19 protein-coding genes are annotated in these 24,307 nt (G+C 54.7%); 8 read left to right on the top strand and 11 right to left on the bottom strand.

From position 1 onward, the window contains the following. Positions 1 to 59 precede the first annotated feature (59 nt). Positions 60 to 1,481, top strand: a complete 1,422-nt coding sequence (locus SIL79_RS02045; protein ID WP_039033124.1) for a sigma-54 interaction domain-containing protein — start codon at positions 60 to 62, stop codon at positions 1,479 to 1,481. 184 nt (positions 1,482 to 1,665) lie between these two features. Then, a complete protein-coding gene (gene ccoG / locus SIL79_RS02050) occupies positions 1,666 to 3,072 on the top strand; it encodes a cytochrome c oxidase accessory protein CcoG (protein ID WP_233962680.1) in 1,407 nt (468 codons plus the stop codon). A gap of 49 nt (positions 3,073 to 3,121) precedes the next feature. Here ccoG and SIL79_RS02055 read toward each other — a convergent pair whose 3' ends face one another. Further along, positions 3,122 to 3,691 carry an NADPH-dependent FMN reductase gene (locus SIL79_RS02055; protein ID WP_233962679.1) on the bottom strand — a complete coding sequence of 190 codons (570 nt, stop codon included), beginning with the start codon at positions 3,689 to 3,691 and terminating at the stop codon, positions 3,122 to 3,124. Between the two features lie 222 nt (positions 3,692 to 3,913). Here SIL79_RS02055 and SIL79_RS02060 point away from each other — a divergent pair, with 222 nt between their 5' ends. After that, positions 3,914 to 5,530, top strand: a complete 1,617-nt coding sequence (locus tag SIL79_RS02060) for an AMP-binding protein (protein ID WP_233962678.1) — start codon at positions 3,914 to 3,916, stop codon at positions 5,528 to 5,530. 63 nt (positions 5,531 to 5,593) lie between these two features. Here SIL79_RS02060 and SIL79_RS02065 read toward each other — a convergent pair whose 3' ends face one another. After that, entirely contained in the window at positions 5,594 to 6,118 is a 525-nt protein-coding gene (locus tag SIL79_RS02065) for a cytochrome b/b6 domain-containing protein (RefSeq protein WP_039033120.1), read from the bottom strand. Between the two features lie 12 nt (positions 6,119 to 6,130). Beyond that, positions 6,131 to 6,673 (bottom strand): menaquinone-dependent protoporphyrinogen IX dehydrogenase, encoded by a 543-nt coding sequence (gene hemG / locus SIL79_RS02070; protein WP_039033119.1) that lies wholly within the window; start codon positions 6,671 to 6,673, stop codon positions 6,131 to 6,133. Between the two features lie 309 nt (positions 6,674 to 6,982). On the opposite strand from hemG, the gene SIL79_RS02075 reads away from it, so the two are divergent. Both SIL79_RS02075 and SIL79_RS02080 read left to right on the top strand, forming a co-directional pair. Further along, positions 6,983 to 8,185, top strand: a complete 1,203-nt coding sequence (locus SIL79_RS02075) for an MFS transporter (protein ID WP_233962677.1) — start codon at positions 6,983 to 6,985, stop codon at positions 8,183 to 8,185. Between the two features lie 65 nt (positions 8,186 to 8,250). Then, on the top strand, positions 8,251 to 9,081 hold the full coding sequence (locus SIL79_RS02080) for a TIGR03899 family protein (protein WP_039033117.1): 831 nt from the start codon (positions 8,251 to 8,253) through the stop codon (positions 9,079 to 9,081). A gap of 14 nt (positions 9,082 to 9,095) precedes the next feature. Here the strand turns inward: SIL79_RS02080 and cysC are convergent, their stop codons facing one another. The 5 genes from cysC to cobA are packed head-to-tail and all read right to left on the bottom strand — an operon-like array spanning position 9,096 to position 14,645. Then, a complete protein-coding gene (gene cysC / locus SIL79_RS02085; protein ID WP_025009979.1) occupies positions 9,096 to 9,734 on the bottom strand; it encodes an adenylyl-sulfate kinase in 639 nt (212 codons plus the stop codon). A 9-nt stretch (positions 9,735 to 9,743) separates the two neighbouring features. Beyond that, on the bottom strand, positions 9,744 to 11,480 hold the full coding sequence (locus SIL79_RS02090) for an SLC13 family permease (protein WP_071475796.1): 1,737 nt from the start codon (positions 11,478 to 11,480) through the stop codon (positions 9,744 to 9,746). Position 11,481: 1 nt separating this feature from the next. Continuing rightward, positions 11,482 to 12,897, bottom strand: coding sequence for a sulfate adenylyltransferase subunit CysN (gene cysN / locus SIL79_RS02095; protein ID WP_319618933.1), 1,416 nt, complete (start codon positions 12,895 to 12,897; stop codon positions 11,482 to 11,484). Continuing rightward, positions 12,897 to 13,805 (bottom strand): sulfate adenylyltransferase subunit CysD, encoded by a 909-nt coding sequence (cysD, locus tag SIL79_RS02100; protein WP_319618934.1) that lies wholly within the window; start codon positions 13,803 to 13,805, stop codon positions 12,897 to 12,899. The genes cysN and cysD overlap by 1 nt, the downstream gene beginning before the upstream one ends. Before the next feature lie 18 nt (positions 13,806 to 13,823). After that, positions 13,824 to 14,645, bottom strand: a complete 822-nt coding sequence (gene cobA, locus SIL79_RS02105) for a uroporphyrinogen-III C-methyltransferase (protein ID WP_319618935.1) — start codon at positions 14,643 to 14,645, stop codon at positions 13,824 to 13,826. A 383-nt stretch (positions 14,646 to 15,028) separates the two neighbouring features. Here cobA and SIL79_RS02110 point away from each other — a divergent pair, with 383 nt between their 5' ends. Together SIL79_RS02110 and SIL79_RS02115 are read left to right on the top strand one after the other, a co-directional pair. After that, on the top strand, positions 15,029 to 15,940 hold the full coding sequence (locus SIL79_RS02110; RefSeq protein WP_177192581.1) for a phospholipase A: 912 nt from the start codon (positions 15,029 to 15,031) through the stop codon (positions 15,938 to 15,940). Positions 15,941 to 16,011: 71 nt separating this feature from the next. Then, positions 16,012 to 17,484, top strand: coding sequence for a S41 family peptidase (locus tag SIL79_RS02115; RefSeq protein ID WP_319618936.1), 1,473 nt, complete (start codon positions 16,012 to 16,014; stop codon positions 17,482 to 17,484). Positions 17,485 to 18,031: 547 nt separating this feature from the next. Here SIL79_RS02115 and SIL79_RS02120 read toward each other — a convergent pair. Genes SIL79_RS02120 through SIL79_RS02130 form a run of 3 tightly spaced genes read right to left on the bottom strand, consistent with a single transcriptional unit; the run spans position 18,032 to position 22,339 of the window. Then, complete coding sequence (locus SIL79_RS02120) at positions 18,032 to 18,793, bottom strand: phosphoadenylyl-sulfate reductase (RefSeq protein WP_039033112.1); 762 nt, start codon at positions 18,791 to 18,793, stop codon at positions 18,032 to 18,034. Continuing rightward, positions 18,786 to 20,492: an assimilatory sulfite reductase (NADPH) hemoprotein subunit gene (gene cysI, locus SIL79_RS02125; RefSeq protein WP_162206814.1), complete on the bottom strand. Its 1,707-nt coding sequence runs from the start codon at positions 20,490 to 20,492 to the stop codon at positions 18,786 to 18,788. The genes SIL79_RS02120 and cysI overlap by 8 nt, the downstream gene beginning before the upstream one ends. A 32-nt stretch (positions 20,493 to 20,524) precedes the next feature. Continuing rightward, positions 20,525 to 22,339 carry an assimilatory sulfite reductase (NADPH) flavoprotein subunit gene (locus SIL79_RS02130; RefSeq protein ID WP_162206815.1) on the bottom strand — a complete coding sequence of 605 codons (1,815 nt, stop codon included), beginning with the start codon at positions 22,337 to 22,339 and terminating at the stop codon, positions 20,525 to 20,527. A gap of 434 nt (positions 22,340 to 22,773) precedes the next feature. Here SIL79_RS02130 and pntA point away from each other — a divergent pair, with 434 nt between their 5' ends. After that, positions 22,774 to 24,300: a Re/Si-specific NAD(P)(+) transhydrogenase subunit alpha gene (pntA, locus tag SIL79_RS02135; RefSeq protein WP_039033109.1), complete on the top strand. Its 1,527-nt coding sequence runs from the start codon at positions 22,774 to 22,776 to the stop codon at positions 24,298 to 24,300. Positions 24,301 to 24,307 lie beyond the last annotated feature (7 nt).

The following is a 24,307-nucleotide window of genomic DNA, read 5'->3' on the forward strand; positions in this document are numbered from 1 at the left end:
TGACAAGCCCCGTAAGCGGCTCTATACTGGCGCAGTCCTCAGTGCCGAAGGAGCCGCTCTTGTCTGACTCAAACAGCTTTTTACCCGAAAACCGCCTCTTGCTCAATGCCGTCAGTGAAGGCATTTATGGTTTTGATCTTAAAGGCAATGCCGTCTTTATCAACCCAGCTGCCGAGAAGATGACCGGCTGGAGCACCGCCGAACTCCTGGGGCGCAAGATCCATGACTTTCACCACCACAGCCATGCCGATGGCAGCGCCTATCCCCACGAAGATTGCCCCATCTATCAGACACTCAAAGACGGCAAAGCCAGAGAAATCACCACGGAAGTCTTCTGGCGCAAGGACGGCAGCTGCTTTCCCGTACACTATAGTTCCACCCCAGTGTGGCAGGACGGTAAGCTCAAGGGCGTAGTAGCGATATTTCGTGACATCAGTCTGCAAAAGCAGACTGAGTTGTCGCTGCGTCAGGCGCTGGAACAGGTACAGGCACTGTCGGAACAGCTGGCCTCGGAAAACTCCTGGCTGCAGGCCGAGCTGGAAGACAAGACGGGCACCCAGGAGATTGCCGGTAACAGCCCGATGATCCAAACTCTGCTCAAACAGCTGCGCCTGGTGGCCAATACCGACAGTACCGTGTTGATCCAGGGGGAAAATGGTACCGGCAAAGAGCTGGTCGCCCGCCAGTTGCACCGACTCAGCAGCCGCAAAGACAAGCCGATGATCTCGGTCAACTGCGCCGCCTTCTCTGCCGGACTCTTGGAAAGCGAACTATTCGGCCATGAGAAAGGCGCCTTTACCGGTGCCAGTCAGCGGCGCAAGGGGCGCTTCGAACTGGCCCATAGAGGCACCCTGTTCCTCGACGAAGTGGCCGAGCTCAGTCTGGAGGCGCAATCCAAGCTGCTACGGGTCATTCAGGAGCAGGAGTTTGAACGCGTCGGCGGCAGCGACAGTATCAAGGTGGATATTCGACTGATCGCCGCCACTCACCACGATCTGCAGCAGCGGGTGGAGCAAGGTCTGTTCCGGATGGATCTCTTCTACCGACTCAATGTCTTTCCGCTCAAGGTCCCGGCACTGAGACAGCGGCGGGAAGATATTCCCGAGCTGGTGCAACAGCTGCTCAAGAGTCTGTCATTGAAACTGGGTAAACCGCTGGCGGGCGTTGATGGCGATAGTCTGCGGCGGATGATGCAATATCAATGGCCGGGAAATGTGCGTGAATTGCAAAACCTGCTGGAGCGGGAAGCCATCCTTGCCCGCGAGCCGATACTGCATCTCGCTCCCTTGCCCAGCGATACACAGCTGCCGACCGTGGGTCAGACTCTGGCCGAAGTGGAGGCGGCTCATATCAAGGCGACTCTGGATGCCTGTCACTGGCGAATATCCGGCCCAAGGGGCGCGGCCAGCAGTCTGGGGCTGCCTCCCAGCACCTTGAGATCCCGGATGCAAAAGCTGGGGATCTGCCGCCAAGGCAGTTAAAGCCATAACAGGGGATTCAAAGCGTAAAAAGTCACGACATATCGCCAACTCACGCTATGTCGTGAGTTGGGTTTCCTACATCTAAATAAACATTAGATATAAATCAACAAGTTAATCCTGTATTTGAACTGGCACGTCTCTTGCCATTGCCTAGCCGTATGTAAGTCGTCATTCAGGAAATAGCATGGTTCAACAGGCAAGACAGTCATCGGAAGCGATTCCGGTCACTTTTATCCCCTCCCCCCAAGATAAAAAGAGCAGCCACCAAGGCGGTAAAATCCACTTTCGTAGCCAACGCGGTTATTTTCAGCGTTGGCGCAGCGGCCTCAACGCCCTGTTGATAGCCCTGTTTCTGTTACTGCCCTTTATCGACTGGCAGGGGCGACAGGCCATCTGGTTCGATCTGGCCAATCAACAGTTTTACTTTTTTGGTGCTAGCCTCTGGCCCCAGGATTTTACCCTGTTGGCCTGGTTCTTTATCGCCGCCGCCTTTGCACTGTTTTTTGTAACCCTGTTTTGGGGCCGGGTCTGGTGTGGTTATCTCTGCCCGCAAACCGCCTGGACATTCGGCTTCGCCTGGGTAGAAGAGAAGCTCGAAGGCAGCCGTAACCAGAGGATCAAGCTGGACGCTTCGCCCATGAGCCTCAGCAAGGCCAGCAAACGCGGCGGCAAACACCTGCTGTGGATATTGATTTCACTGCTCACCGGCTGTGGCTTTATCGCCTACTTTGTACCGGCCAAGCAGTTGTATCCGGAGATTTTTACCTTCTCCGCCGGTTTTTTGGATAGCGCCTGGGTGTACTTTTTTGCCCTGTGTACCTATCTCAATGCCGGTTGGATGCGCGAACAGATGTGCCTGCATTGCTGCCCCTATTCAAGGTTCCAATCGGCCATGTTCGATTCCTTCACCAAGACAGTGACCTATGATGCCCAGCGGGGTGAAAGCCGCGGCCCAAGAAAGCGCAAACAAGCCACAGAGCTTGGCGACTGTGTCGATTGCAATCTCTGCGTCGAGGTGTGTCCCACCGGGATAGATATTCGTAACGGCCTGCAATATGAGTGCATCAACTGTGGCGCCTGCGTCGATGCCTGCGATCAGACCATGAGCAAGTTTGGCTATCGCCCCGGGCTCATCTCCTATACCAGTGAAGAGTCACTGACCGGGCAAACTCCGCCACTGTGGCAACGCAAACGCTTTATTGGCTATGGTGCCGCCTTGCTGGCCATACTCTGCACCATGGGGCTGGATATCTACTCGCGGGATCCCATCACGCTCAATGTGATCCGCGACCGCCAGAGCCTGTACCGGGAAACCCTGGATGACGGCATAGAAAACAGCTATCTGCTGAAAATACGCAATAAAACCCAGCAGGATAAGCACTACCGGATAGAGATCAGCGGCGCCCTGCCCTATAAGTTGTCGACCAATCGCGTTCATATCGCCGCCGGCGAGCAGTATGAATTGCCGCTAACCCTGACTGTGCCTGTGGCGCAAATTGACAACAACCGCAGCAATCTGCTGTTTAAAGTGCTTGAGGCCGATGCGCCAGATAATAGCGTCAGCCAGAAGTCGGTATTTTTTGCCCCTTGAGTTGCCTCAGGGCGGCGAAGTGTTTCACCCTGCTTCGTCGCCCGCTTTTTTATCCTCTACTCTGCTGGGCAATCAGCCCCTGCAGTATGCTTTTCACCTTGCTCTGCTGGTCATCTCCCAGCAGATAACCATCTTCGGTAAAGGCTTCGTGAGCCCTGGCAAGCGCCAACTGCTCGGGCAATACCAGCGCTCCCAGGTTGAACATCAGCTCGCGGACCGGGGTCAAGCCTCTGAGCCCCCCGAGAGCTCCCGGGCTTGCCGCCATCAAAGCTACCCATTTACCGGCAAATACATTGCCCGCGGGCTGAGTTGCCGGGCGGGACAGCCAGTCGATGGCATTTTTCAATGCCGCAGTCATGGAACCATTATACTCGGGGCACACCAGCACCAGACAATCGCTCCGCAACAGCTTGCCCTTAAGTGCCACGGCAGCTTCGGGAGCGCCAAATTCGGCCTCTTCATCCTGATTGAGCAGAGGCATGGGAAAGGCATTCAGTGTCAGCACTTCAGGCTCCAGCCCCAGTCCAGCGGCCACTGTTGCGGCATAAAGGGCTAGGCGGGTGTTGAACGAACCTTTCCTCAGGCTACCGGAAATAAACTTTATCCGCAGTTTCTGCATGTTTTTATCCTTAATTACAGTCAATTAACCCACTTATTGCACAGGATTTTTCATCAGTCACCATTGCCTTGACCGCGCTTTGCCTCTAACCTGAACTCTGATCATTACTAAGCACTCCAAAAGGTGCAGAAAGTGTCGGGGGAAGCACGGGCCAAAGTTAATATCATGGCTGGATAAGTATTCAAAACCCAATAACAATAATAAATTCCAAAGGAAAAGGTGATGACAAGAGTGATACAGAATCAGGTATACGATAGCCAGACTCAGTTGGATTTTTCCCGCTACGACTCTCTTGCAGATATGATAGTCAGCAGTTGTGAGCGTTATGGCAACAAGAGCGCCTTTGCCTGCCTCGGCAAGGCCATCAGCTTCCGGGAACTGGAGAGGGATTCACGCGCCTTTGCCGCTTTCCTGCAGCACAATACCCAGTTGCAAGTCGGCGATCGCATCGCCATTCAACTGCCCAATATCAGCCAATTCGTTATTGCCGCCTATGGCGCTATTCGCGCAGGCCTGGTACTGGTAAATACCAACCCCTTGTATACCGAACGGGAATTGATCCATCAGTTCAAAGATTCAGGCGCCAAGGCGCTGGTGGTACTGTCAGATCTCTTGCCGATTCTGGCCAAGGTCGTTGCCAGCACCCCGATAGAAACTGTGATATCCACCCATCCGCTGGATCTTATCGAGCCACAAATTCAACCCAAGACCGGCCTGAAAAACCTCGAATTTACCAAAGTTCTTGAACAGGGGCGTCAGCTGGAATTCACCGAAGTAAAGCTGAAGCTGGACGATTTGGTGGCGCTGCAATACACGGGCGGTACCACAGGCCTTTCCAAGGGAGCTATGCTCAGCCACAAAAACCTGATTGCCAACGCCCTGCAATGTGAATCACGTATCGGCGCCAACCTGGTTCAGGGAGAAGAGATCTTCGTCGCCCCGCTGCCCATCTATCATATTTACGCCTTCTTGGTGAATCTGGTGCTCTACTTCGAGCGAGGCGCCCTGACAGTACTCATTCCTAATCCGAGGGACATAGCCTCACTGATCAAGACCTTGGCCAAATATCCCTTTACCGGATTTGCCGGGCTCAACACCCTTTTTGTTGGCCTGTGCCACCAGCAAGCCTTCCGTGAACTGGACTTCTCTCATCTGAAGATCACCATTTCCGGCGGTACAGCCCTGACCGAAGCCGCGGCCAAACTCTGGCAACAAACCACTGGCTGTACCATATCCGAAGGCTATGGCCTGAGTGAGACTTCACCGGTTATCTCCCTCAACGCGCCGGGGTTGGAACGTCTGGGCAGCATAGGCAAGCCGGTTATCGAAACTCAGGTGCAAATTCTCGATGGCAATGACCAGCCCCTACCGCCGGGGCAAGCCGGTGAGCTGGCGGTGCGCGGCCCTCAGGTGATGAGTGGTTACTGGCAAAAGCCCGATGAAACTGCGGCTGTGATGACAGAGGATGGCTTCTTCAAGACTGGGGATATCGCCATTGAGAGCGAAGATGGTTTCCACAGCATAGTGGATCGCAAGAAAGATCTGATTATCGTCTCCGGCTTCAATGTTTACCCCAATGAAGTCGAAAACGTATTGGCCCGCTGTGAATTGGTACTTGAATGTGCGGTTATCGGTGTTGAAGATGAGCGCAGCGGTGAAGCTGTCAAGGCGGTAATTGTACTCAAACCCGAGGCCGATGCCACCCAGGCTCAAGCAGCTATAGAGGCACACTGCCGGGCAGAGCTCGCGGCCTACAAGGTGCCAAAGGTGATAGAGTTTGTCGCCCAGTTGCCCAAGAGCACGGTCGGCAAGATACTCAGGCGTGCACTGCGCAAATAAGTCAGATAAAAATGCCGCTTAAAAGCGGCATTTTTATTACCAAAGTTTTTTACTTTCAGCGTGCTACTGACGGAAGAAGTCCAGCAAATGGCTGAGGGCACAGATGGCGTGCACTATCAAAAATCCGATAAAACCGTGAGCCAAATGTTTATGCCAACCACGCCAGAGCAGCGCATCACTGGAGCCTTGGGTCAAATACCAGAGCAGGCCGGTCAGGGCAACACCGAGCAGCAGTAACATCCCCAGCCCTTCTATCAGGCTGAACAGCCCCTTGCCACCGGCAACCGGTAACTTGCCTTTGAACAAGCCGCCGATATCGGCACCTATCTGGCGCCAATCGCCGATAAACAGGCTGAAATACTGACGCCAGCGGCCAGCAGTACAGTTACTCACAAGAAACGTCAGCGACAACGGCACACACAGTAACCCGAGATAAACATGGCTCAGATCCCAGAAGCCGGCACCGGCCCTGATGCTGCGGATCATCATCAAACTGCTGCTACCCAGCACCAGAAACAAACACAAGAGCATTAACAACAAGTGTTGATGGGCACTATAGAAGCGCCAAAGACGTTGCAACAGAGCCATTTCTGCCTCGCTTTAACCCGCTCTGGAGATCAGAGCCTGCGCCGCCAATTGCTCGGCAAATTCCTGCACCTTGTCCCAATTAGTGTATTCAATACAGGTATTGGGATCGGTCGGTCCCTTGGTGATCCACATGATGAAACGTATGATATTTCTGTCCATGGCTCCATAGCCCTGATAGTCAAGGTTGCCGCCAAATACGGCCAACTGCTTGGGCTTCCATTCAGTCTTGGCAAGAAACGCCTGCATGTAAGGGTTGGTTTCAGGAGTATTTTTTTCCGGCTTGCGCGCCACCAGACTCACAGAAAAGAAGCCATTGGCCTTGCTTTCCAGTTGCTGCTGATGTTGACGGATATAGTCGAACACGGCGGGATTGTGTTTGCCGTGTCGAATACTGGCTCCAATGGCGACCCGATCAAAATCGGCCAGATCCGGCGCATCATCTATCGCCGCCATGGTCACTTGCTGCCCCAAAGCGCCAAGTTGCTTTGCCATAACGTCACAGATCTTGCGGGTCTGACCATGCACGCTGGAATACAGCAGAAGAGTCTTGCTCACCTTAACCCCTAATAGTTCAATCTCTTAGTACTGATGTCATCTTAGGTGATCCATTAGCTCATTTACATGAAACAGATCACGGGCGAAGGGCGAAACGCTATCCAAGCCGCGGAAATACCGAGTAGTTCACAAAAAATAACCGCTGTGAGCCCCTTTGAGTAACCGTCCCTCAAGGAGCCGTTATAGCAGTGGAACCTTGGCGCTACAGCAGCTTTACAGCCGAATAATATTTTTCAACAAAGTTTTCTGGTTATCTCTAGGTTCAGGCATTAGCATAAGCTGATACTCTGCAGCCATTTTCTAAACAAGATGCAGCAACCAAGCCGCAATCCCCAGGCCTTGCTACTATGGATGACCTTTGTCATGTCCTTGGTATTTGCCGTCTGGCAGGCCCTGTTGAACAACTTTGTTGTTGAAAGAGCACAATTTACTGGCGCCGAAATAGGCATGCTGCAAAGCCTCAGGGAAGTTCCCGGTTTTCTGGCCTTTAGCGCCATTTTTGTGCTGCTGTTGATTAAAGAACAGGCCTTCGCTCTGTTGTCGCTGGCGCTGCTGTGTATTGGAGTGGGCATTACCGGTTTCTTTCCCCAGGTATTGGGACTCTACCTGACGACCGTTTTAATGTCAGTTGGCTTTCACTACTTTGAAACCATCAATCAATCCCTGACCCTGCAATGGGTCGACAAGTCCCAGACAGCCGGTTTTATGGGAAAGGCCATGTCATGGCGCGCTGCGGCCGCCCTGGGGGGTTATGGCAGCATCTGGTTGGTGATGACAGTCTTCAAGCTGGACTATGTCTGGATGTACAGCCTTATAGGGGCCTTGGGGCTTTTAATGGTGATCACCCTCTACTGCTATTTCCCCAGGTTCGATACCGGCGAAGTCCAGTACAAGAAAATCATCCTCAGAAAACGCTACTGGCTTTATTACTTGCTGACTTTTTTCTCGGGAGCCAGACGGCAAATATTTATGGTGTTCGCCGGCTTTATGATGGTGGAGAAGTTCGGTTACAGCGTCAGTGAGATCACGGCTCTGTTCCTGATCAACTATGTAGTCAACCTGCTGTTTGCCCCGGCCATAGGCCGCTTTATCGGCCGCATAGGAGAAAGGCACGCCCTGACCCTGGAATATATCGGCCTGGTGCTGCTATTTATCAGTTATGCCCTGGTGGAGGACGGCCACATGGCAGCGGCACTCTATGTGATAGACCACCTGCTGTTTGCCATGGCGATTGCCATCAAGACCTATTTCCAAAAAATTGCCGAGCCCAAAGACATTGCCGCCACCATGTCGGTCAGTTTTACCATCAATCATATCGCGGCCGTGGTGATCCCGGTATTGCTCGGAGTGCTCTGGCTCAGTTCACCTGCGGCAGTATTCTATATCGGTGCAGGTTTCGCCGCCTGTTCGCTGTTGCTGGCACGCCTGGTGCCCAAAGATCCTGCCCCTGGGCGCGAACTCAGTTGGCACAAGACTCTCGTTGCAGAAACCCAACAACAGGAAGCCGGCTGAACTACTGGACAACTAACTGAAAACTATGCATAAATAAGCACAGTTTTTGCTAGAAGATAATTAAGATGGCAGAGGAAAAACTCCCCAGAGAAATCGAAGAGCCAGGTCAGGCATCGGCCCGCAAGAAGGCACTGCGCCTCGGGCGCCTGCTGGGACTCGCCTCTGAGCAGGACTACAAACCCGCCAATGCCAGCGTCGCCGAGCGGGCCGCCTTTCGCATCGACAAACAGCAAGCCCAGTACCAACGTAACCTGGAAAACATCTATGCCATGGCACTGAGCTATACCCCATCCGACGTGACCGGGGTGGAGCTGGATCCCGACTGGGTACATCAATTCTTCCAAATGGCCGAGCAGATCCACAATCGCAAGATGCAGGATCTGTGGGCTCGGATCCTCTCCAGTGAAATCATCAATCCAGGCAACTTCAGCCTGCGTACCCTGGCAACCCTGAAACAGCTGACCTTGAGAGAGGCACACATACTGGAAAAAGCGCTGGGGATGGCGGTCAAGGTCAACAATGAAAGCCGACTCAAGCTTATCAGTGGTTACAGAGTCAGCGGCGGCATAGGCCAGTATTTTCGTAAACACAGCGCGGTCAACCTGGGGTTGTCGCAATTCGGCATGCCCTACTCAAGCATACTCACCCTGGTGGATGGCGGCATACTGCACAGAGGCGAGTTCGAGACCGGCATATTGGACAGCAAGAGCCCACTGCAACTGCAGATCCAGCAGCAACACCTGAAGCTGACCCCCAAATCAGGCCACCTGTTGTTCAGCTACTACCGCTTTACCCCTGTGGGCGATGAACTGGCACTCTTGGTGCGCCCAAGGGAAGACGAAGCCTATATCAAGGCGCTGAAGGCCTTGTTTACCAAAGACTTCAGCATTAGCTAGGCATCAACTGAGCCTCAGGCGCTGGCCTGTAATCGCGTCGATGGGATCACTTCCAAGGCAGAGAGGTAATCCAGCAATGCCTGCACCTGGGTATTGAGATCGCCCTTGCTGGTATCTATGGTCAACTCGGCGGCCAACGGCTCTTCGTAGGGCGCCGAAATCCCGGTAAAGTCTCGGATCTCCCCCTTACGCGCCTTCTGATACAAGCCCTTGGGATCGCGGGCCTCACACACAGCCAGCGGCGTGGAAACATGCACTTCGATAAAACGTCCCGCGGCAAACCGACAGCGAATGGCATCACGCTCGGCCCGGGTCGGCGAGATAAAGGCCGACAGTACCAGCAAACCGGCATCCACCATCAGGTGCGCCACTTCGCCCACTCTTCGCAGGTTTTCATCCCTATCGGCGGCGCTGAAGCCGAGATCTTTGCAAAGACCATGACGCACATTGTCGCCATCGAGCAGATAGGTATGAAACCCCGCCTCGAACAGTGCCCGCTCCAGGGCGCCTGCCAGGGTCGACTTGCCGGCGCCAGACAGCCCGGTGAACCAGAGCAGCACAGGTTGTTGGCCCTTCTGGGCTGCCCTTGCCGCCTGATCGACAGCATGCTGGTGCCAAACGATATCGGCATTGGGCTGGGTAGAATTCTTCATCGTCACTCCTTAAAGACCCGCATCAAAGGGGAACAGCATGGGCACCAGAAACAGAACTATCGCCGAGTAAAGCAGCGACAGCGGCAGCCCCAAGCGCACAAAATCAATAAAGCGGTAGTTACCGGCGTTGAACACCATCAGATTGGTTTGGTAGCCATAGGGCGAAATAAAGCTGGCGCTGGCACCAAAAACCACTGCCAGAATAAAAGGCCGACTGTCGACCCCGAAGCTGGTCGCAATCGCATAGGCCACGGGAAAAGCCAAGGCCGCCGCCGCGTTGTTGGTAATGAGTTCGGTCAACAGCAAGGTCAGCAAATAAACCCCGACAAAGGCACCAAAGACCCCAAAGCCGGAAAAAGCGCCGAGCAGAGTATCAGCCATCCCTTTGGCCAAGCCGGTATCCAACATCAGCTTAGCCAGACTCAGGGCACTGCCGACAATCAACACCAGCTCCAGCGGGAACCGCCGTTTGAGCTCGCCCAGGGTCACGGCACCTATCGCCAGATAACTGAGCAGCAAGAGCACCAGCCCCTTGGCCAGCGGCAGCCAGCCCAGCAGACTGGCAGCTATGGTGAGCACAAAGCCCGCCAGTACCCACTGACTGCGGCGACTGTCCAGCCTGACACTCAGGTCCAGGCCGCTGACGGCGGCAAAGTCGGTACTGAGACGCGGATTACGGCCAAAGCCATCGCCCGGGGTCAACAGCAACACATCTCCGGCCTGCAGCACTATGTCGCCCAAGCCGCCCTTGAGTGGATGATGGCCACGGCGAATCGCCATTACGGCGGCATCAAACTGCTCCCGAAATCGCGAGGCCTTGAGTGACGATCCCACCAAAGCCGAAGACGGCGCCAGCACGGCTTCCACCAGATTCTGGCCCCTGGCCTGCTGCTTGCCGAACCACTCCAAACCATCGAATTGATGCAGCAACTCCACCGACTCCACCGCGCCGCTGAAGCGCAGCACATCCCCCGCGGCCAGCACGAGTTGCGGCGGCACAGGGCAGATGCGAATGCCGCTGCGCTCCAGCTCCGCCAGATAGAGCTTTTTCAGGGCCCTGAGTCTGTTGTCCTGCACGCTGCGGCCCACCAGGGTTGAGCCGGGCAACACCTTGGCTTCCAACAGATAGGGCAGACTTTCATCTCCATGTTGCTCATCGCCATCGGGCAACAGGTGTGACAGCAATACCAAAAGCGCAATACCGGCCACCACCACGGCCAGACCAATCAAGGAAAACTCAAAAAAGCCCAGGGGTTTCAGCCCGGCATTTTCAACAAAGGAGTTCACTATCAGGTTGGTCGAGGTGCCAATCAGGGTCAGGGTGCCGCCCAAAATCGCCGCGTAGGATAAGGGCAGCAATAACTTGGCCGGTGCGTGTTGCTGATTGCGACGCACCACGCCAATCAGCGAGGCCACCACTGCGGTATTGTTGGTAAAAGATGACAGCAGCGCGGTGGAAAACCCCAGCTTGGCCATGGTCAGTCCCAAGGAGCCTGAGCCTATGACCTGGCTGAGCCTGCCGAGCAGGGGCGTCTTCTCCAGTGCCGTGGTTGCCAGCACCAGAAGCACCAGAGTCACCAGACTGGCGTTGGTAAAACTGCCCAGCAGCGACTCCAGCTCCAGCATACCCAAGAGGTAACTGAGCAGCGCCGCTATGGTAAACAGCATGGCCGGTGATGCCAGACCACTGACGAGTCCGGCCACCAGCGCGAGCAGTATTAACCCCAGGATCCAGGTTTCAGACAATTCAGTCTCCCTGAGCGCGGATATCCAGCGCCTGCCAATGGGGGAAATGCTTACGGATCAAGGCATTGAGTTCCAATTCAAACTCACTGAAATGGGTCGTTTTTTCAGTTTCCCCAAGCGCCTGCTGCACCATACCGGCACCGACAGTGACATTGCTGATGCGATCGATAAAGATAAAACCGCCGGTATCGCGATTGTCACTATAGGCATCGAACACCAGGGCCTCGCTCAGCTCAAGTTCAACCAGGGCTATGGTGTTGAGGCTCAGCTCGGCAACACTGTCCTGTGCCAGGGTATTCACATCTATGCTGTGCAATATGCGGCTGACACTGGCGGGCACCTTTTTGGTTCCCAGCTTGATGTTGTACTGCTTGCCGGGTGTCAGCGGCTGCTCGTGCATCCACACCACCTTGGCCAGCAGCCGGTTGGAAACGCCCACAGGGCTCGCCGCCGGTACTATCACATCGCCGCGGCTGATATCTATCTCATCATTCAGGGTCAGGGTCAGTGCCTGGCCGGCATAACCCTGCTGCCGCTCACCATCAAAGGTGACAATCGAGGCGATAGTCGACTCTTTTCCCGAAGGCAGCACCTTGACCCTCTGGCCAACTTGCAGACTGCCGGAAGCCAAAGTACCGGCAAAACCGCGGAAATCCAGGTTGGGACGGCTGACATACTGCACCGGGAAGCGGGCATCGAAGGCGTGATTAAAGCCGGTCACAGGCGCACTCTCCAGCATGGCAAGCAGGGTTTCACCCTGATACCAAGGGGTGCGCGCCGAGCGGTTCACCAGGTTGTCGCCATCGAGTGCCGACAGCGGTACAAAGCGGAGCTCTTCCAACTGTAACTGGCCGGCAAACGCCAGATAGTCGGCCTTGATCGCCTCGAAACGCTCCTCACTGAAATCCAGCAGATCCATCTTGTTGACGGCCACGATGAACTGCTTGATCCCCAAAAGAGAGCAGATAAAGCTGTGTCTGCGGGTCTGGGTCTGCACCCCGTAGCGACCGTCGATCAGGATAATCGCCAGATCGCAGTTGGAAGCGCCGGTCGCCATATTGCGGGTGTACTGCTCATGCCCGGGAGTGTCGGCAATGATGAATTTGCGCTTCTCGGTAGAGAAATAACGATAAGCCACATCTATGGTGATCCCCTGCTCGCGCTCGGCCTGCAGGCCATCCACCAGCAAGGCCAGATCCACGGCTTCGCCCGTGGTGCCATGGTTCTTGGAATCCTTGTGCAGTGCCGCCAGTTGATCTTCATAGATCTGGGCGCTGTCGTGCAGCAAACGGCCTATCAGGGTTGACTTGCCGTCATCCACGGAACCACAGGTCAGAAACTTCAAAAGCGATTTATGCTGCTGATTTTCAAGATATTGCTCTATACCCAGCTCATTGACTTGTTGTGCAACCGACATTAGAAATACCCCTCACGCTTTTTCTTTTCCATCGACCCGGACGAATCCCTGTCGATGACCCGTCCCTGACGCTCACTGGAGCGGGACAGCAACATCTCTTCGATAATCTCTGCCAGTGTCGCGGCACTGGACTCTATGGCGCCGGTCAGGGGATAACACCCCAAAGTGCGAAAACGCACCCGGCGATACTCGGGCACTTCGCCTTCATTGAGCGGCATCCGCTCGTCATCGACCATGATCAGGCTGCCATCGCGCTCCACCACAGGGCGCTGCTCGGCAAAATAGAGCGGCACTATGTCGATGTTTTCCTGATAGATGTATTGCCAGATATCCAACTCGGTCCAGTTGGAAAGCGGGAAGACCCTGATGCTCTCCCCCTTGCTGACCTGGCCGTTATAGGTGTGCCACAGCTCGGGGCGCTGATTTTTGGGATCCCAGCGGTGATGGCGATCGCGAAAGGAATAGACACGTTCCTTGGCGCGGGACTTCTCCTCGTCGCGGCGGGCGCCGCCAAAAGCGGCATCGAAACCGTATTTATCCAGGGCCTGTTTCAGGCCTTCGGTCTTCATCACGTCTGTGTGCTTGGCCGAGCCGAAGGTAAAGGGATTCATGCCCATCGCCAGGCCTTGCGGGTTCTTGTGCACCAGAAGCTCGAAGCCGTACTTCTTGGCCGCCTGATCGCGAAAACGTATCATCTCGCGAAACTTCCAGTCGGTATCCACATGCAGTAAGGGGAAAGGGATCTTGCCCGGATAAAAAGCCTTGCGCGCCAGATGCAACAGCACGGAAGAATCCTTGCCGATGGAATACAACATCACCGGGTTGTCAAATTCGGCGGCAACTTCGCGAAAGATCTGGATGCTCTCGGCTTCCAACTGTTCAAGGTGACTCAACACTGGCCCTGACATCTTATTTCTCCAATTGATTCAAAGTGCTGTAACAGCATCATGTTGTAGTTGCAGGCCATTGTTCGCCGCCTCGGGTTCAAACCAGCTGAGGCTGTCCGCCAGAGCGACGACTTCGCCTATGATCATCAGCGCCGGCATCACTACCCGCGAGTCCTGAGCCAGGGTTTGCAACTGCTCCAGAGTGCCGATAACACGCTGCTGCTGCCTGGTCGTGGCCTTGGAAACTATGGCCACCGGCGTCTGTGGGCTACGACCATGGGCAATCAGTTGTTGCTGAATAAGCCCGGCATTGAGGATCCCCATGTACACCACCAGGGTGTTGGCCGGGTTGGCGTAGCCTTGCCAATCCATGGGGCGGTTTTGCAGCTGGCAATGACCGGTAATAAAGCTGACCCCCTGGGCAAAATCCCTGTGGGTCAAGGGAATCCCCGCATAGGCGGCGGTACCGCTGGCGGCCGTGATGCCCGGCACCACTTCGAAGGCGACGCCGGCCTGCGCCAGAGTCTGCAACTCCTCGCCGCCGCGACCGAAGATAAAGGGATCGCCCCCCTTGAGTCTGACCACGGTTTGGCGGGTGAAGGCCTTGGTCAGCAACAAACGATTGATTTCACTCTGGGAAGCACTGTGCTCACCGGCCCGTTTGCCCACGGCAATGCGCTCGGCACCTTCGGGGATCAGCGCCAGGATCTCGGGACTGACCAAGGCATCGAACAGCACCACATCGGCGCACTTAAGCAGGTGCCACGCCTTGACGGTCAATAGCTCAGGATCGCCGGGACCGGCTCCAAGCAGATAAACTTTGCCTTTGGCCCGCTTACCGGGCAGTGTCAGTAATTCCATGCGCTATTCCCCATCTTGCTGATGCAAGCAATATAGCGGCTATACATATTCCACTATAAATAGAGAATCATTAGTTGTTATTACTTTTGGGTATATACGAGGAAATCGCGATAACGGAAAAGATATCTGGGACAGATAAATCTGTTAATAAAAAACATTTCTTTTTACTTTCAATGAATTACGAAAATAGAGTCGAACCGGATTGATGAAATTTTTTATTGTTTACTGCCGCATTTGGCACTAACTTATGGCAAAAAATTCTAGTTTAAGCTCAGTGACTACGACTCGGGATGGGAATGTGCAGGCTAAAGCCAGGATGTTACACTCTCAAGCCGAAACAATAGCCGGGCACCCATCAAGCCTCAGAGACAACAGGGAAGAATATGTATACCAAAATCCGTTCCAGCCTCAGCGGCCTGACCTTGGCCCTGGTCATATTACCGTCCAGCCAACTCTCTGCCGCCGAAGCCAATGGCCCTTCGCTGGTCGATCAAAGGGTGCAAGAGGAGCTGGAAACCTCAGAGCGACCCTTTGTAATCACCCCGCACAAGGTCAATTACATACTACCGGTCACCTATAATCCTTCGCCCAATATGGCCCCTTTTGAATCGAAAACGACTTCAGAAGATGAAACCTTGGATAAATATGAAGCCAAATTTCAAATAAGCTTCAAATTCCCGCTGATGTACAACGTGTTTGGCGACAATGGTCACCTGTTTTTCGCCTATACCAATCAATCCTGGTGGCAGGTGTACAACAAGGATATCTCCTCGCCGTTTCGGGAAACCAACCACGAGCCCGAACTCTTTATGTTGTTCAACAACGACTGGAAAATAGCCGGTTTCACCAACTCCTTCTGGGGCTTTGGTGCGGTGCATCAGTCCAATGGTAAGTCGGGCGACCTGTCCCGCAGTTGGAACCGTATTTATGGCACCATGGTGTTCGACAAAGGCCCAATCGCCCTGGCGGCCAAGGTGTGGTGGCGGATCCCGGAAAGCGAGAAAGACTATGAGGGAGATCCCCGCGGCGACGATAACCCGGATATCACAGATTACCTTGGCCACTTCGAGCTGACCGGCGTCTATGGCATAGACGACCACAGATTCAGCCTGATGTTGCGTAACAATCTTCAAAGTTCCAACCGCGGCGCGGTGGAGTTTACCTGGAGTTACCCCATACTCGGTAACCTGCGCCTATATGCACAATACTTCAATGGCTACGGCGAAAGCCTTATCGACTATAACGATCACAATCAGCGTATAGGTATAGGGGTCGCCATCAACGATATCCTGTAAGCTATCAAGGGCGAGCTTAATGATTGCCTCTGTGCCATTTATAGGCCCAGAGGCTGATATCAGGGAGAGATATGAAGCCGGGATTCCGTGAAATAGTTAGCTGCTTTATCCTGCTGTTGCTGATCTCCTGTCTGCAGTTGGGACGATTCCTGCTGCCTGAGCCTGCGAAAAAAGAGCTGCTTAGCCAAAGGCAGATGCAGGCCGACCTGACTGTGCTGCTCAAACAATTGCAGCAGCACTCGGCCTTTATGGTGCTGGATCCGGACATTGAATCCCGGCTCGAGAAACGGCTGCAACGGCTGAAACAGGAATACCGAGACAGCATAGCTATCAATCGTTTCACCGCCGAAGTCAATAAACTGCTGGGAGAGCTAAAAGACCCCGGAGTCAGGGTCAAGCAAGCTGCGCTGCCTTCCGGCGTCTTGCCCCTCAGGCTCAAGCCCATGGAAGACAAATGGCTGGCGCTCAATGACAAGGACGAGCCCCTTCAAAGTGATACACCTTTTATCAGCCATATCGATGGCCTGCCCATCAGCCATTGGCAGAAGATTGCCAATCACTTTTTGCCGCCGGAGCAGCGAAATAACGTACCTATGCAGATACCTTGGCTGCAACAGCTGGATCTGCTGCGGCGGGAGATGGGGCTTAGAGTCAAAGATGAGGTACTACTGACGCTCTATGGGGCCGATCTCCAGCCACAAAATATAGAGATAAAAGTACCGCTGCAATTTCTCAGTGCTCCTCTGTCTATTCTGGCCAGTTGGCAACAATTGGCGCCTGACACAGCCCTGTTTACCTTGACGGATCTCAACGCCATAGAGACAGACCCTCAGCTGCAACAAGATCTGCTGCGCGCGATGAGTAATCACACCCTGGTGCTGGATCTGCGCCACGCCAACGGATTCAGCGACAGCCTGCTGCAGTTTCTCGGCAACTATCAAGATGGACTCAGCAGCCAACCACTGGGCTATAGCCGCTACCGCCGCTCACCGCAGCTACGGCGCGACTTTCTGCAGCCACTGCACTTTGAACCGCTCACTCAATTCGCACCGTTTCCGCCGGTACAGGCCGCACTGGACAATCAGCCACAGCCCAACCTGAGTCACTGGTATGCCCGACCGATCCCAAAACTGACTGCAGCGCCCGTGCCTGAGTCGGGGCGCCTGGTCCTGCTTATCGGCCCGGACTGTCGTCAGGAGTGTGAATGGATTGCCTATGCCGCCAAACGCTGGCGCAGGGCGCTATTGGTGGGCGAACCGACCCGCGGCGATCTGGGGCGTTTACATCATTTCACCCTGCCGGCCAGCGGCCTTAAACTGAGTATCAGCGCCTCGCTTGGCTATGACGGTTATGGTCAGTTGCTTTCCGGAGTCGGCACAGAACCGGACCTGTTGCTACCTACAGATGCCCCCTTGCAATGGCAGGGATTACTGTCACTCATCTCCCCGGAGCAGCGTTTGCGAAAGTCTAAGGATGCTCAATCAGAACTCATGGAACCCAAGACTCAATTAAGCTCGACTACGCCCAGCTCAACTGCTCGGTAGCCCCTCTCCGGCATCTTATTTTCAATAGTTGACTCATTCAAAAAGTCACTTGATGAAAACCTTAGTTAGTAGAGACACAGATGAAGTTGAAGTTTGGAACAAACAATTCCCGGATAGCCCCATGAAAGGGTAAGTGGGCTATCCGGGACACGGAGAGTGCTTTGAAGCTGCGCCAGCAAGCCAATCAAAGCTCGGGGTCACTCGCGACCGACTGCTGAAAAAACCTGGGCAACCGATGCCATAAAGGCGAGCCGTCTTGATGTGTATTGCCGACTGCACTGCCTGCCGCTAAGCCGATGTTTCATAAAAACACCCGATACAGAATGACATATCACACTTCCCCCAGCGGGAACTATGGATTATAAACCAGAAAACCGCCCTGTGCATAACCCTGTGAACAAATATGTACTAAAGTATAACCCTCAACGGTTAGAAGACCGTAACAATAGGAATCCTCAAGGTTAACTTTCCAAGATGACCACAAGATGACAAGCCGGACAACTTGTCCACAGACAGAAAAAGGCCGCTGATGACAGCGGCCCCAAAATCAGATCTCATAGTGCAATCCGCACTCGCGTTTTAACCCGTTAAAACGTGTCTCTTCTTCCGTCATCCCCAGCTCCAGGGGCTTGCTCGAATGGCTATCACCCACAGAGACATAACCCTGCTCCCAGAGGGGATGATAGGGCAAGTCATAGCACTTGAGATACTCATGCACCTGTTTGTTACTCCACTCGATAATCGGCAGCATCTTGTAGCGCTTGCCGTGGATAGCCAAAATCGGCAACGCCTCCCGGGTCGATGCCTGGGAACGGCGCAAACCGGCAAACCAGGTGCCGACATCCAGCTCAGCCAGTGCCCGCTGCATCGGTTCCACCTTATTGATGCGATTGTATTGCTCCAGCCCTTCAAGCCCCTGCTGCCACAGCTTACCGAATCTGGCCTCCTGCCAGGCGGCGCTCGTCTCGGCCCGATAGACTTTGAGATTGAGTCCGAGTCGCTCTGTCAGTTGATCGATAAAGCGGTAGGTCTCGGGAAACAGGTAGCCGGTGTCGGTCAAAATCACTTGTGTGCCTTGCTGCACCGAGTTCACCAGATGCAGCATCACTGCCGCCTGAATACCAAAGCTGGACGACAAGGCATGGCTCCCGGGCAGATAGGCCAGGGCCCATTGGATCCGCTCCTCAGCGCTCAATCCGCCAAGATAGCCATTGATGGCAGCGAGGGCACTTTGCTGCTCAGAGGTCGGCGCATCCAGCAAGGCCAGCAGCGCCTCGGCGCTGTGCAATAAACTTGTGGTATCAGCCATGAAAGTCCCTCGCGGCGTCCAATACAGGTTTTACTATTCCGGCGCGCACCGTGAAATCACCGAAGCTCTCGCCGGTTTCGCGCTCGGCGGCATAGCGACCAAACAGGGCATCGAGCTCGCTGAGGATCTCGACTTCCTGAATATTCTCACGGTACATCTTGTTCAATCGGGTGCCTTCGAAGCTGGCGCCCAGATACATGTTGTAGCGCCCAGGGGCCTTGCCCACAAAACCGATCTCGGCGGCAAAGGGGCGGGCACAACCGTTGGGACAGCCCGTCATACGCACGACTATCGCCTGCTCACCTATGGCGTGCTTGGCCTGCAGCGCATCCACATGATCGATAAACTCGGGGAAATAACGCTCGGCTTCGGCCATAGCCAGGGCGCAGGTCGGCAGCGCCACACAGGCGATAGAATGGCCACGGGTTGCGGTGATCACCTGCCCCATCAGACCATACTTACGTGCCAGTGCTTCGATTTCAGCCTTATCCTCATCCGCCACTTTGGAGATGATAATGTTCTGGTTGGAAGTCATCCGAAAATCGCCCTTATGTATTTTGGCGATTTCCCGAAGCCCGGTCTGCAACAACTTACCCTGGGTATCTTTCACCCGGCCACCTTCGATAAACAGGGTCAGGTGCCAGTGGTTGTCTATGCCTTTAACCCAGCCGTATCTGTCACCGCGATCGCCAATGACCACATCACGCTTGGGGGCGAACTTAACCCCGGCGCGCTTCTCAACCTCGGCCTTAAAGGCCTCAAAGCCGTGATCCACTATGGTGTATTTGAGACGGGAGCGTTTACGATTGCTGCGGTTACCCCAATCGCGCTGCACTGTCATCACGGCCTCGGCAAACTTAATGGTGTCTTCGGCCTTGATAAAACCAAAGTCATCGGCCAGCCGCGGGAAGGTTTCCACTTCGCCATGGGTCGAGCCCATACCGCCACCGGCCACCAGATTGAAGCCCACCAGCTCGCCCTCTTGCGCCACGGCAATAAAACCCAGGTCATTGGTGTAAACATCCACATCGTTGTCCGGTGGCACAGCTACCGCCATCTTGAACTTACGCGGCAGGTAGGTCTTGCCGTACACAGGCTCGACCTTGGCTGGCTGCTCATCTTCTGTGCTGAGCAGCTTCTCCTCATCGAGCCAAATTTCGGCATAGGCACGGGTGTGCGGCAGCAGATGATCCGACAACTTCTTGGCCCAGAAATAAGCCTGCTGATGCAGCTTGGACTCTACCGGGTTGGGGTTACACATGACGTTGCGATTCACATCACCACAGGCGGCAATCGAGTCCAGCGCTTCCCTGTCCAGCCCCTGAATAATGGTTTTCAGGTTGCGCTTGGGGATGCCGTGATACTGGAATGTCTGCCGGGTCGTCAAACGTATGCTGTTGGAGCTGGTCAGCTCCGAGGCTATCTTGTCCACACCCAGCCACTGCTCTGGAGTACAGACACCACCCGGCACCCGGGCACGCAGCATAAAGCTGTACAGCGGCTCGAGCTTTTGCTCCTTACGTTCGTTGCGCAGATCCCTGTCGTCCTGCTGATAGAAACCGTGAAACTTGATCAGTTGCTGATCGTCGTCGCTGAAGGCGCCTGTCACTTCCGTGCCCAAACCCTCGCGTATGGTGCCGCGCAGATAGTCACTGTCGGTCTTGATATGCTCGTTGGCGGATAATTTCTGCTCACTCATGGCCTTATCTCTTTATTCCTAGGTTCTTCAGCTCAGTAGACATCTTTCTGGTAACGCTTGGCGCTGCGCAGTTGATCGAGAAACGCTTCGGCGGCCTCGCTCGTCAAACCGCCTTGCTCCATGGCCACTTCAAGCAGTGCCTGGTGTACATCTTTGGCCATTCGCTCGGCATCGCCGCACAGGTAGATATGAGCCCCGCGCTCAAGCCACTGCCACAGCTCTTTGGCCTGTTGTTTAATCTTGTGCTGAACATAGACTTTCTCCGCTTGATCCCGGGAGAAGGCCAGCGAGATCCGGCTCAGGGCGCCGCTCTTGAGGTACTGTTGCCACTCGGTCTGATAGAGAAAATCCTGCTCGAAATGGGGATTACCGAAGAACAGCCAGCTGTCGCCGGCCACGCCCTCGGCCACTCTTTGCTGCATGAAGGCCCGAAATGGCGCGACACCGGTTCCCGGCCCTATCATGATCACTGGCGTCTGTGGGTCTTCGGGCAGGCGGAAGTGCTTGTTGGGTTCCACATACACCCGCACCTGAGCCCCCTCCTCGGCCCGGGCCAGGAAGTGAGAAGCGGCGCCGAAACGGCGTTGACCGTCACGTTCCTCTTCCACCAGCGCCACTGTGAGATGCACTTCAGACTCCACTTCACTCTGACTCGAAGCGATGGAGTAAAGCCTTGGGGTAATGGGGCGCAGCTTGTCCAACAGAGTCTGGGCAGAATCCAGCTTGGCACCATTGAGAGGGTAGCGTTTCACCAGGTCCACCAGTTGGTGGCTGAGAATAAACTGCCGGGTCTGCTCCTTGTCTTGACTGATAGTGAGCAGCTCGTCGCTCTGTACGGTTTCGGCCCAAAACTGCACCAGACCGGGGTAGAGTTGAGTCAGCTCTTTGTGCTCAATCAGGGCATCACGCAACGCCAAAGACTCGGTGCCAAGCTGAACCCGGGTATCCGGCTCCAGCGCCAACGCCTCGAGAATTTCGGCCACCAGAGCCTCATCGTTATGGAAATAGACCCCCAGCGCATCACCCGCCTGATAGCTGATGGACGACTCGCCCAAATCGATTTCCAGATGACGGATATCCTTGAGTGAATCCCGGCCCGTTAGTTTCTGGCTGACTATCACTTCGGCGCTGTAGGGGTTTTGCTTGTCATATTCCTGGCCGATATTGCCATTGATACCTGCATTAACGGCATTGATGGACACCACATTGGTCGCTGCGCCATCGGCCGCCTGCAGCAGAGGCTTAACCCGCTCAAGCAGCTCGGTTTGCCAGCTGTCGCTCTGTAACTGATAGTCCACATCACAGTCCACTCTGGGCAGTAAAGGCTTGGCCCCGAGGGCACTCAGGCGGGCATCGAAGTCTTTACCTGTCTGACAGAAAAACTCATAGGAGGAATCCCCCAGCGAGAGAACCGCATACTGAAGCTTATCCAGCTTGGGGGCGCGTTTGGAGCCGAGAAACTTGTGCAGCTCAATGGCATCATCGGGAGCTTCACCTTCACCATGGGTACTCACCACGGCCACCAGCAGGGTTTCCTGCTTGAGATTACGGACATTGTATTCGCCCATAGATGCCAGGTTAACGCCATAGCCCAGACTCTGGGCCTTGGTGGCCAACGCCTTGGCGATACCCCGGCCATTGCCCGTCTGACTGCCATAGAGTATGGTCAGAGTTTGCCCGCTCTGGTTTTGGGGGGAAGCGCCCTCCTGCCCCTGAGCGCTGGCGGCCAGAAAACCACTGACCCATGCCAGCTGCAGCGGGCTGAGCTCGGCGGTGAGTTGTTTAAGCTTATCCACTTGTGGTGCTGAGAGTGGCGAAGCCAGTGAAGAGAGTTGTTTCAGTAACATTGAGACGGCCCGGTGACAGAGTAATGTCAGCAGCTTAGCCCCACTATCGAAAAGCAAAAAAGAATAATATTTAATTTTTTATATCAATAAGGAATATGCATGGTATAAAAATTAAGCTACAAAAGTGTGGCCTGGCGCAAAGAATTTGCTCTGACCAGTGGAGAAACACACCACATGAAGAATATGAGCTTGTTTCCATTGAAAGACTTGCGACAATGCCAAAAGCACGCTAGGTGCCATGAAAGGAATATCTGTACCCCACACCCAGGATTTCATTCATGAGCGGGCTTGGTTCCTGAAAACATTTCAGGAAGTCCCCAATGGAAAGGGAAAGACCAGTCCCCCGAGTCCAGGTCAACAGACTTGCATTCTTTCACTCTGCCAGCGGAGTTTTGGCGGGGTGAATTTTGTTTATCAACCATCAGGGAATAGTCATGCAGATTGGAATACCGAGAGAGAGTCTCGCCGGTGAAACCCGGGTCGCTGCGACCCCGGCAACGGTAGAGCAACTTAAAAAACTCGGCTTTGAAGTGGCAGTGGAAGCAGGCGCGGGTGCGCTGTCCAGCTTCAGTGATGCCGCCTTCGAAGCCGCCGGTGCCAGTGTGGTACCGAATGTATGGCAGGCCGACTTGATCTTTAAGGTCAACGCGCCAACAGAAGATGAAATCAGCCAAATCAAAGATGGAGCCACCCTGGTAAGTTTTATCTGGCCGGCCCAAAATCCTGAATTGGTGGAAAAGTTGTCACAGCGCAACATCAATGTGATGGCGATGGACATGGTGCCGCGGATCTCCCGTGCCCAGTCCCTCGACGCCCTCTCATCCATGGCCAATATCGGCGGTTATCGCGCCGTGGTGGAAGCTGCCCATGAGTTTGGCCGTTTCTTTACCGGCCAAATTACTGCCGCGGGTAAAGTCCCACCGGCCAAGGTGCTGGTGATAGGTGCCGGGGTTGCCGGTCTTGCCGCCATTGGTGCCGCCGGTTCATTGGGCGCCATAGTGCGCGCCTTCGATACCCGTCTGGAAGTGGCCGAGCAGATCGAATCCATGGGCGGTGAATTCCTCAAATTGGACTTCGGCGGGGAAGACGGCTCTTCCAGCGATGGCTATGCCAAAGTGATGTCTGATGAATTCATCAAGGCTGAAATGGCGCTGTTCGCCGAGCAAGCCAAGGAAGTGGATATCATCATCACCACAGCACTGATTCCAGGCAAACCTGCGCCCAAGCTCATCACCAAAGAGATGGTCGACTCCATGAAGCCGGGCTCAGTGATAGTGGACCTGGCGGCCGCTACCGGCGGCAACTGCGAATACACCCAAAGCGGCGAACTCTTTGTGACCGACAATGGCGTTAAAGTCATAGGTTACACAGATCTGCCAGGGCGTTTGCCGGCACAATCCTCCCAGCTTTACGGCACCAACCTGGTGAACCTGATGAAGCTGATGTGCAAGGAGAAAGACGGCAACGCCAGCATAGACTTCGAAGACGTGGTGATGCGCAACATGACGGTCGTCAAGGCAGGTGAAGTCACCTTCCCGCCGCCACAGATCTCTGTGACCGCAGCGCCCAAAAAACCGGCTGCCAAAGTCGAGCCGAAAAAGGCTGAAGAGAAAGCGCCATCCAAGCTCAAGTATATTTTGGGCGCTCTGGGTGTGGCCGCGTTCGGCGCCGTGGCCTCGGTGGCTCCGGCTGAGTTCCTGTCGCACTTTACTGTATTCGTGCTCGCCTGTGTGGTGGGTTACTACGTGGTTTGGAACGTGACTCATGCGCTGCATACGCCATTGATGTCAGTCACCAACGCTATTTCCGGCATTATTGTGGTAGGTGCACTGCTGCAGGTTGGCCAGGGCTCGGCCCTGATGACCGCACTGGCATTTATCGCCGTGCTGATTGCCAGTATCAACATCTTTGGTGGCTTTACCGTCACCCAGCGCATGCTGAAGATGTTCCGTAAGGATTAAGGGGGTA

The sequence above is a fragment of the Shewanella indica genome (assembly GCF_033842865.1).
Classification (GTDB): domain Bacteria; phylum Pseudomonadota; class Gammaproteobacteria; order Enterobacterales; family Shewanellaceae; genus Shewanella; species Shewanella indica.

Coding starts and splice junctions, on each gene's coding strand:
- ccoG (WP_233962680.1), top strand. CDS start 1,666: ATGGTTCAACAGGCAAGACAGTCATCGGAAGCGATTCCGGTCACTTTT.
- SIL79_RS02055 (WP_233962679.1), bottom strand. CDS start 3,691: ATGCAGAAACTGCGGATAAAGTTTATTTCCGGTAGCCTGAGGAAAGGT.
- SIL79_RS02060 (WP_233962678.1), top strand. CDS start 3,914: ATGACAAGAGTGATACAGAATCAGGTATACGATAGCCAGACTCAGTTG.
- SIL79_RS02065 (WP_039033120.1), bottom strand. CDS start 6,118: ATGGCTCTGTTGCAACGTCTTTGGCGCTTCTATAGTGCCCATCAACAC.
- SIL79_RS02075 (WP_233962677.1), top strand. CDS start 6,983: ATGCAGCAACCAAGCCGCAATCCCCAGGCCTTGCTACTATGGATGACC.
- SIL79_RS02080 (WP_039033117.1), top strand. CDS start 8,251: ATGGCAGAGGAAAAACTCCCCAGAGAAATCGAAGAGCCAGGTCAGGCA.
- cysC (WP_025009979.1), bottom strand. CDS start 9,734: ATGAAGAATTCTACCCAGCCCAATGCCGATATCGTTTGGCACCAGCAT.
- cysN (WP_319618933.1), bottom strand. CDS start 12,897: ATGTCGGTTGCACAACAAGTCAATGAGCTGGGTATAGAGCAATATCTT.
- cysD (WP_319618934.1), bottom strand. CDS start 13,805: ATGTCAGGGCCAGTGTTGAGTCACCTTGAACAGTTGGAAGCCGAGAGC.
- cobA (WP_319618935.1), bottom strand. CDS start 14,645: ATGGAATTACTGACACTGCCCGGTAAGCGGGCCAAAGGCAAAGTTTAT.
- SIL79_RS02110 (WP_177192581.1), top strand. CDS start 15,029: ATGTATACCAAAATCCGTTCCAGCCTCAGCGGCCTGACCTTGGCCCTG.
- SIL79_RS02115 (WP_319618936.1), top strand. CDS start 16,012: ATGAAGCCGGGATTCCGTGAAATAGTTAGCTGCTTTATCCTGCTGTTG.
- SIL79_RS02120 (WP_039033112.1), bottom strand. CDS start 18,793: ATGGCTGATACCACAAGTTTATTGCACAGCGCCGAGGCGCTGCTGGCC.
- cysI (WP_162206814.1), bottom strand. CDS start 20,492: ATGAGTGAGCAGAAATTATCCGCCAACGAGCATATCAAGACCGACAGT.
- SIL79_RS02130 (WP_162206815.1), bottom strand. CDS start 22,339: ATGTTACTGAAACAACTCTCTTCACTGGCTTCGCCACTCTCAGCACCA.
- pntA (WP_039033109.1), top strand. CDS start 22,774: ATGCAGATTGGAATACCGAGAGAGAGTCTCGCCGGTGAAACCCGGGTC.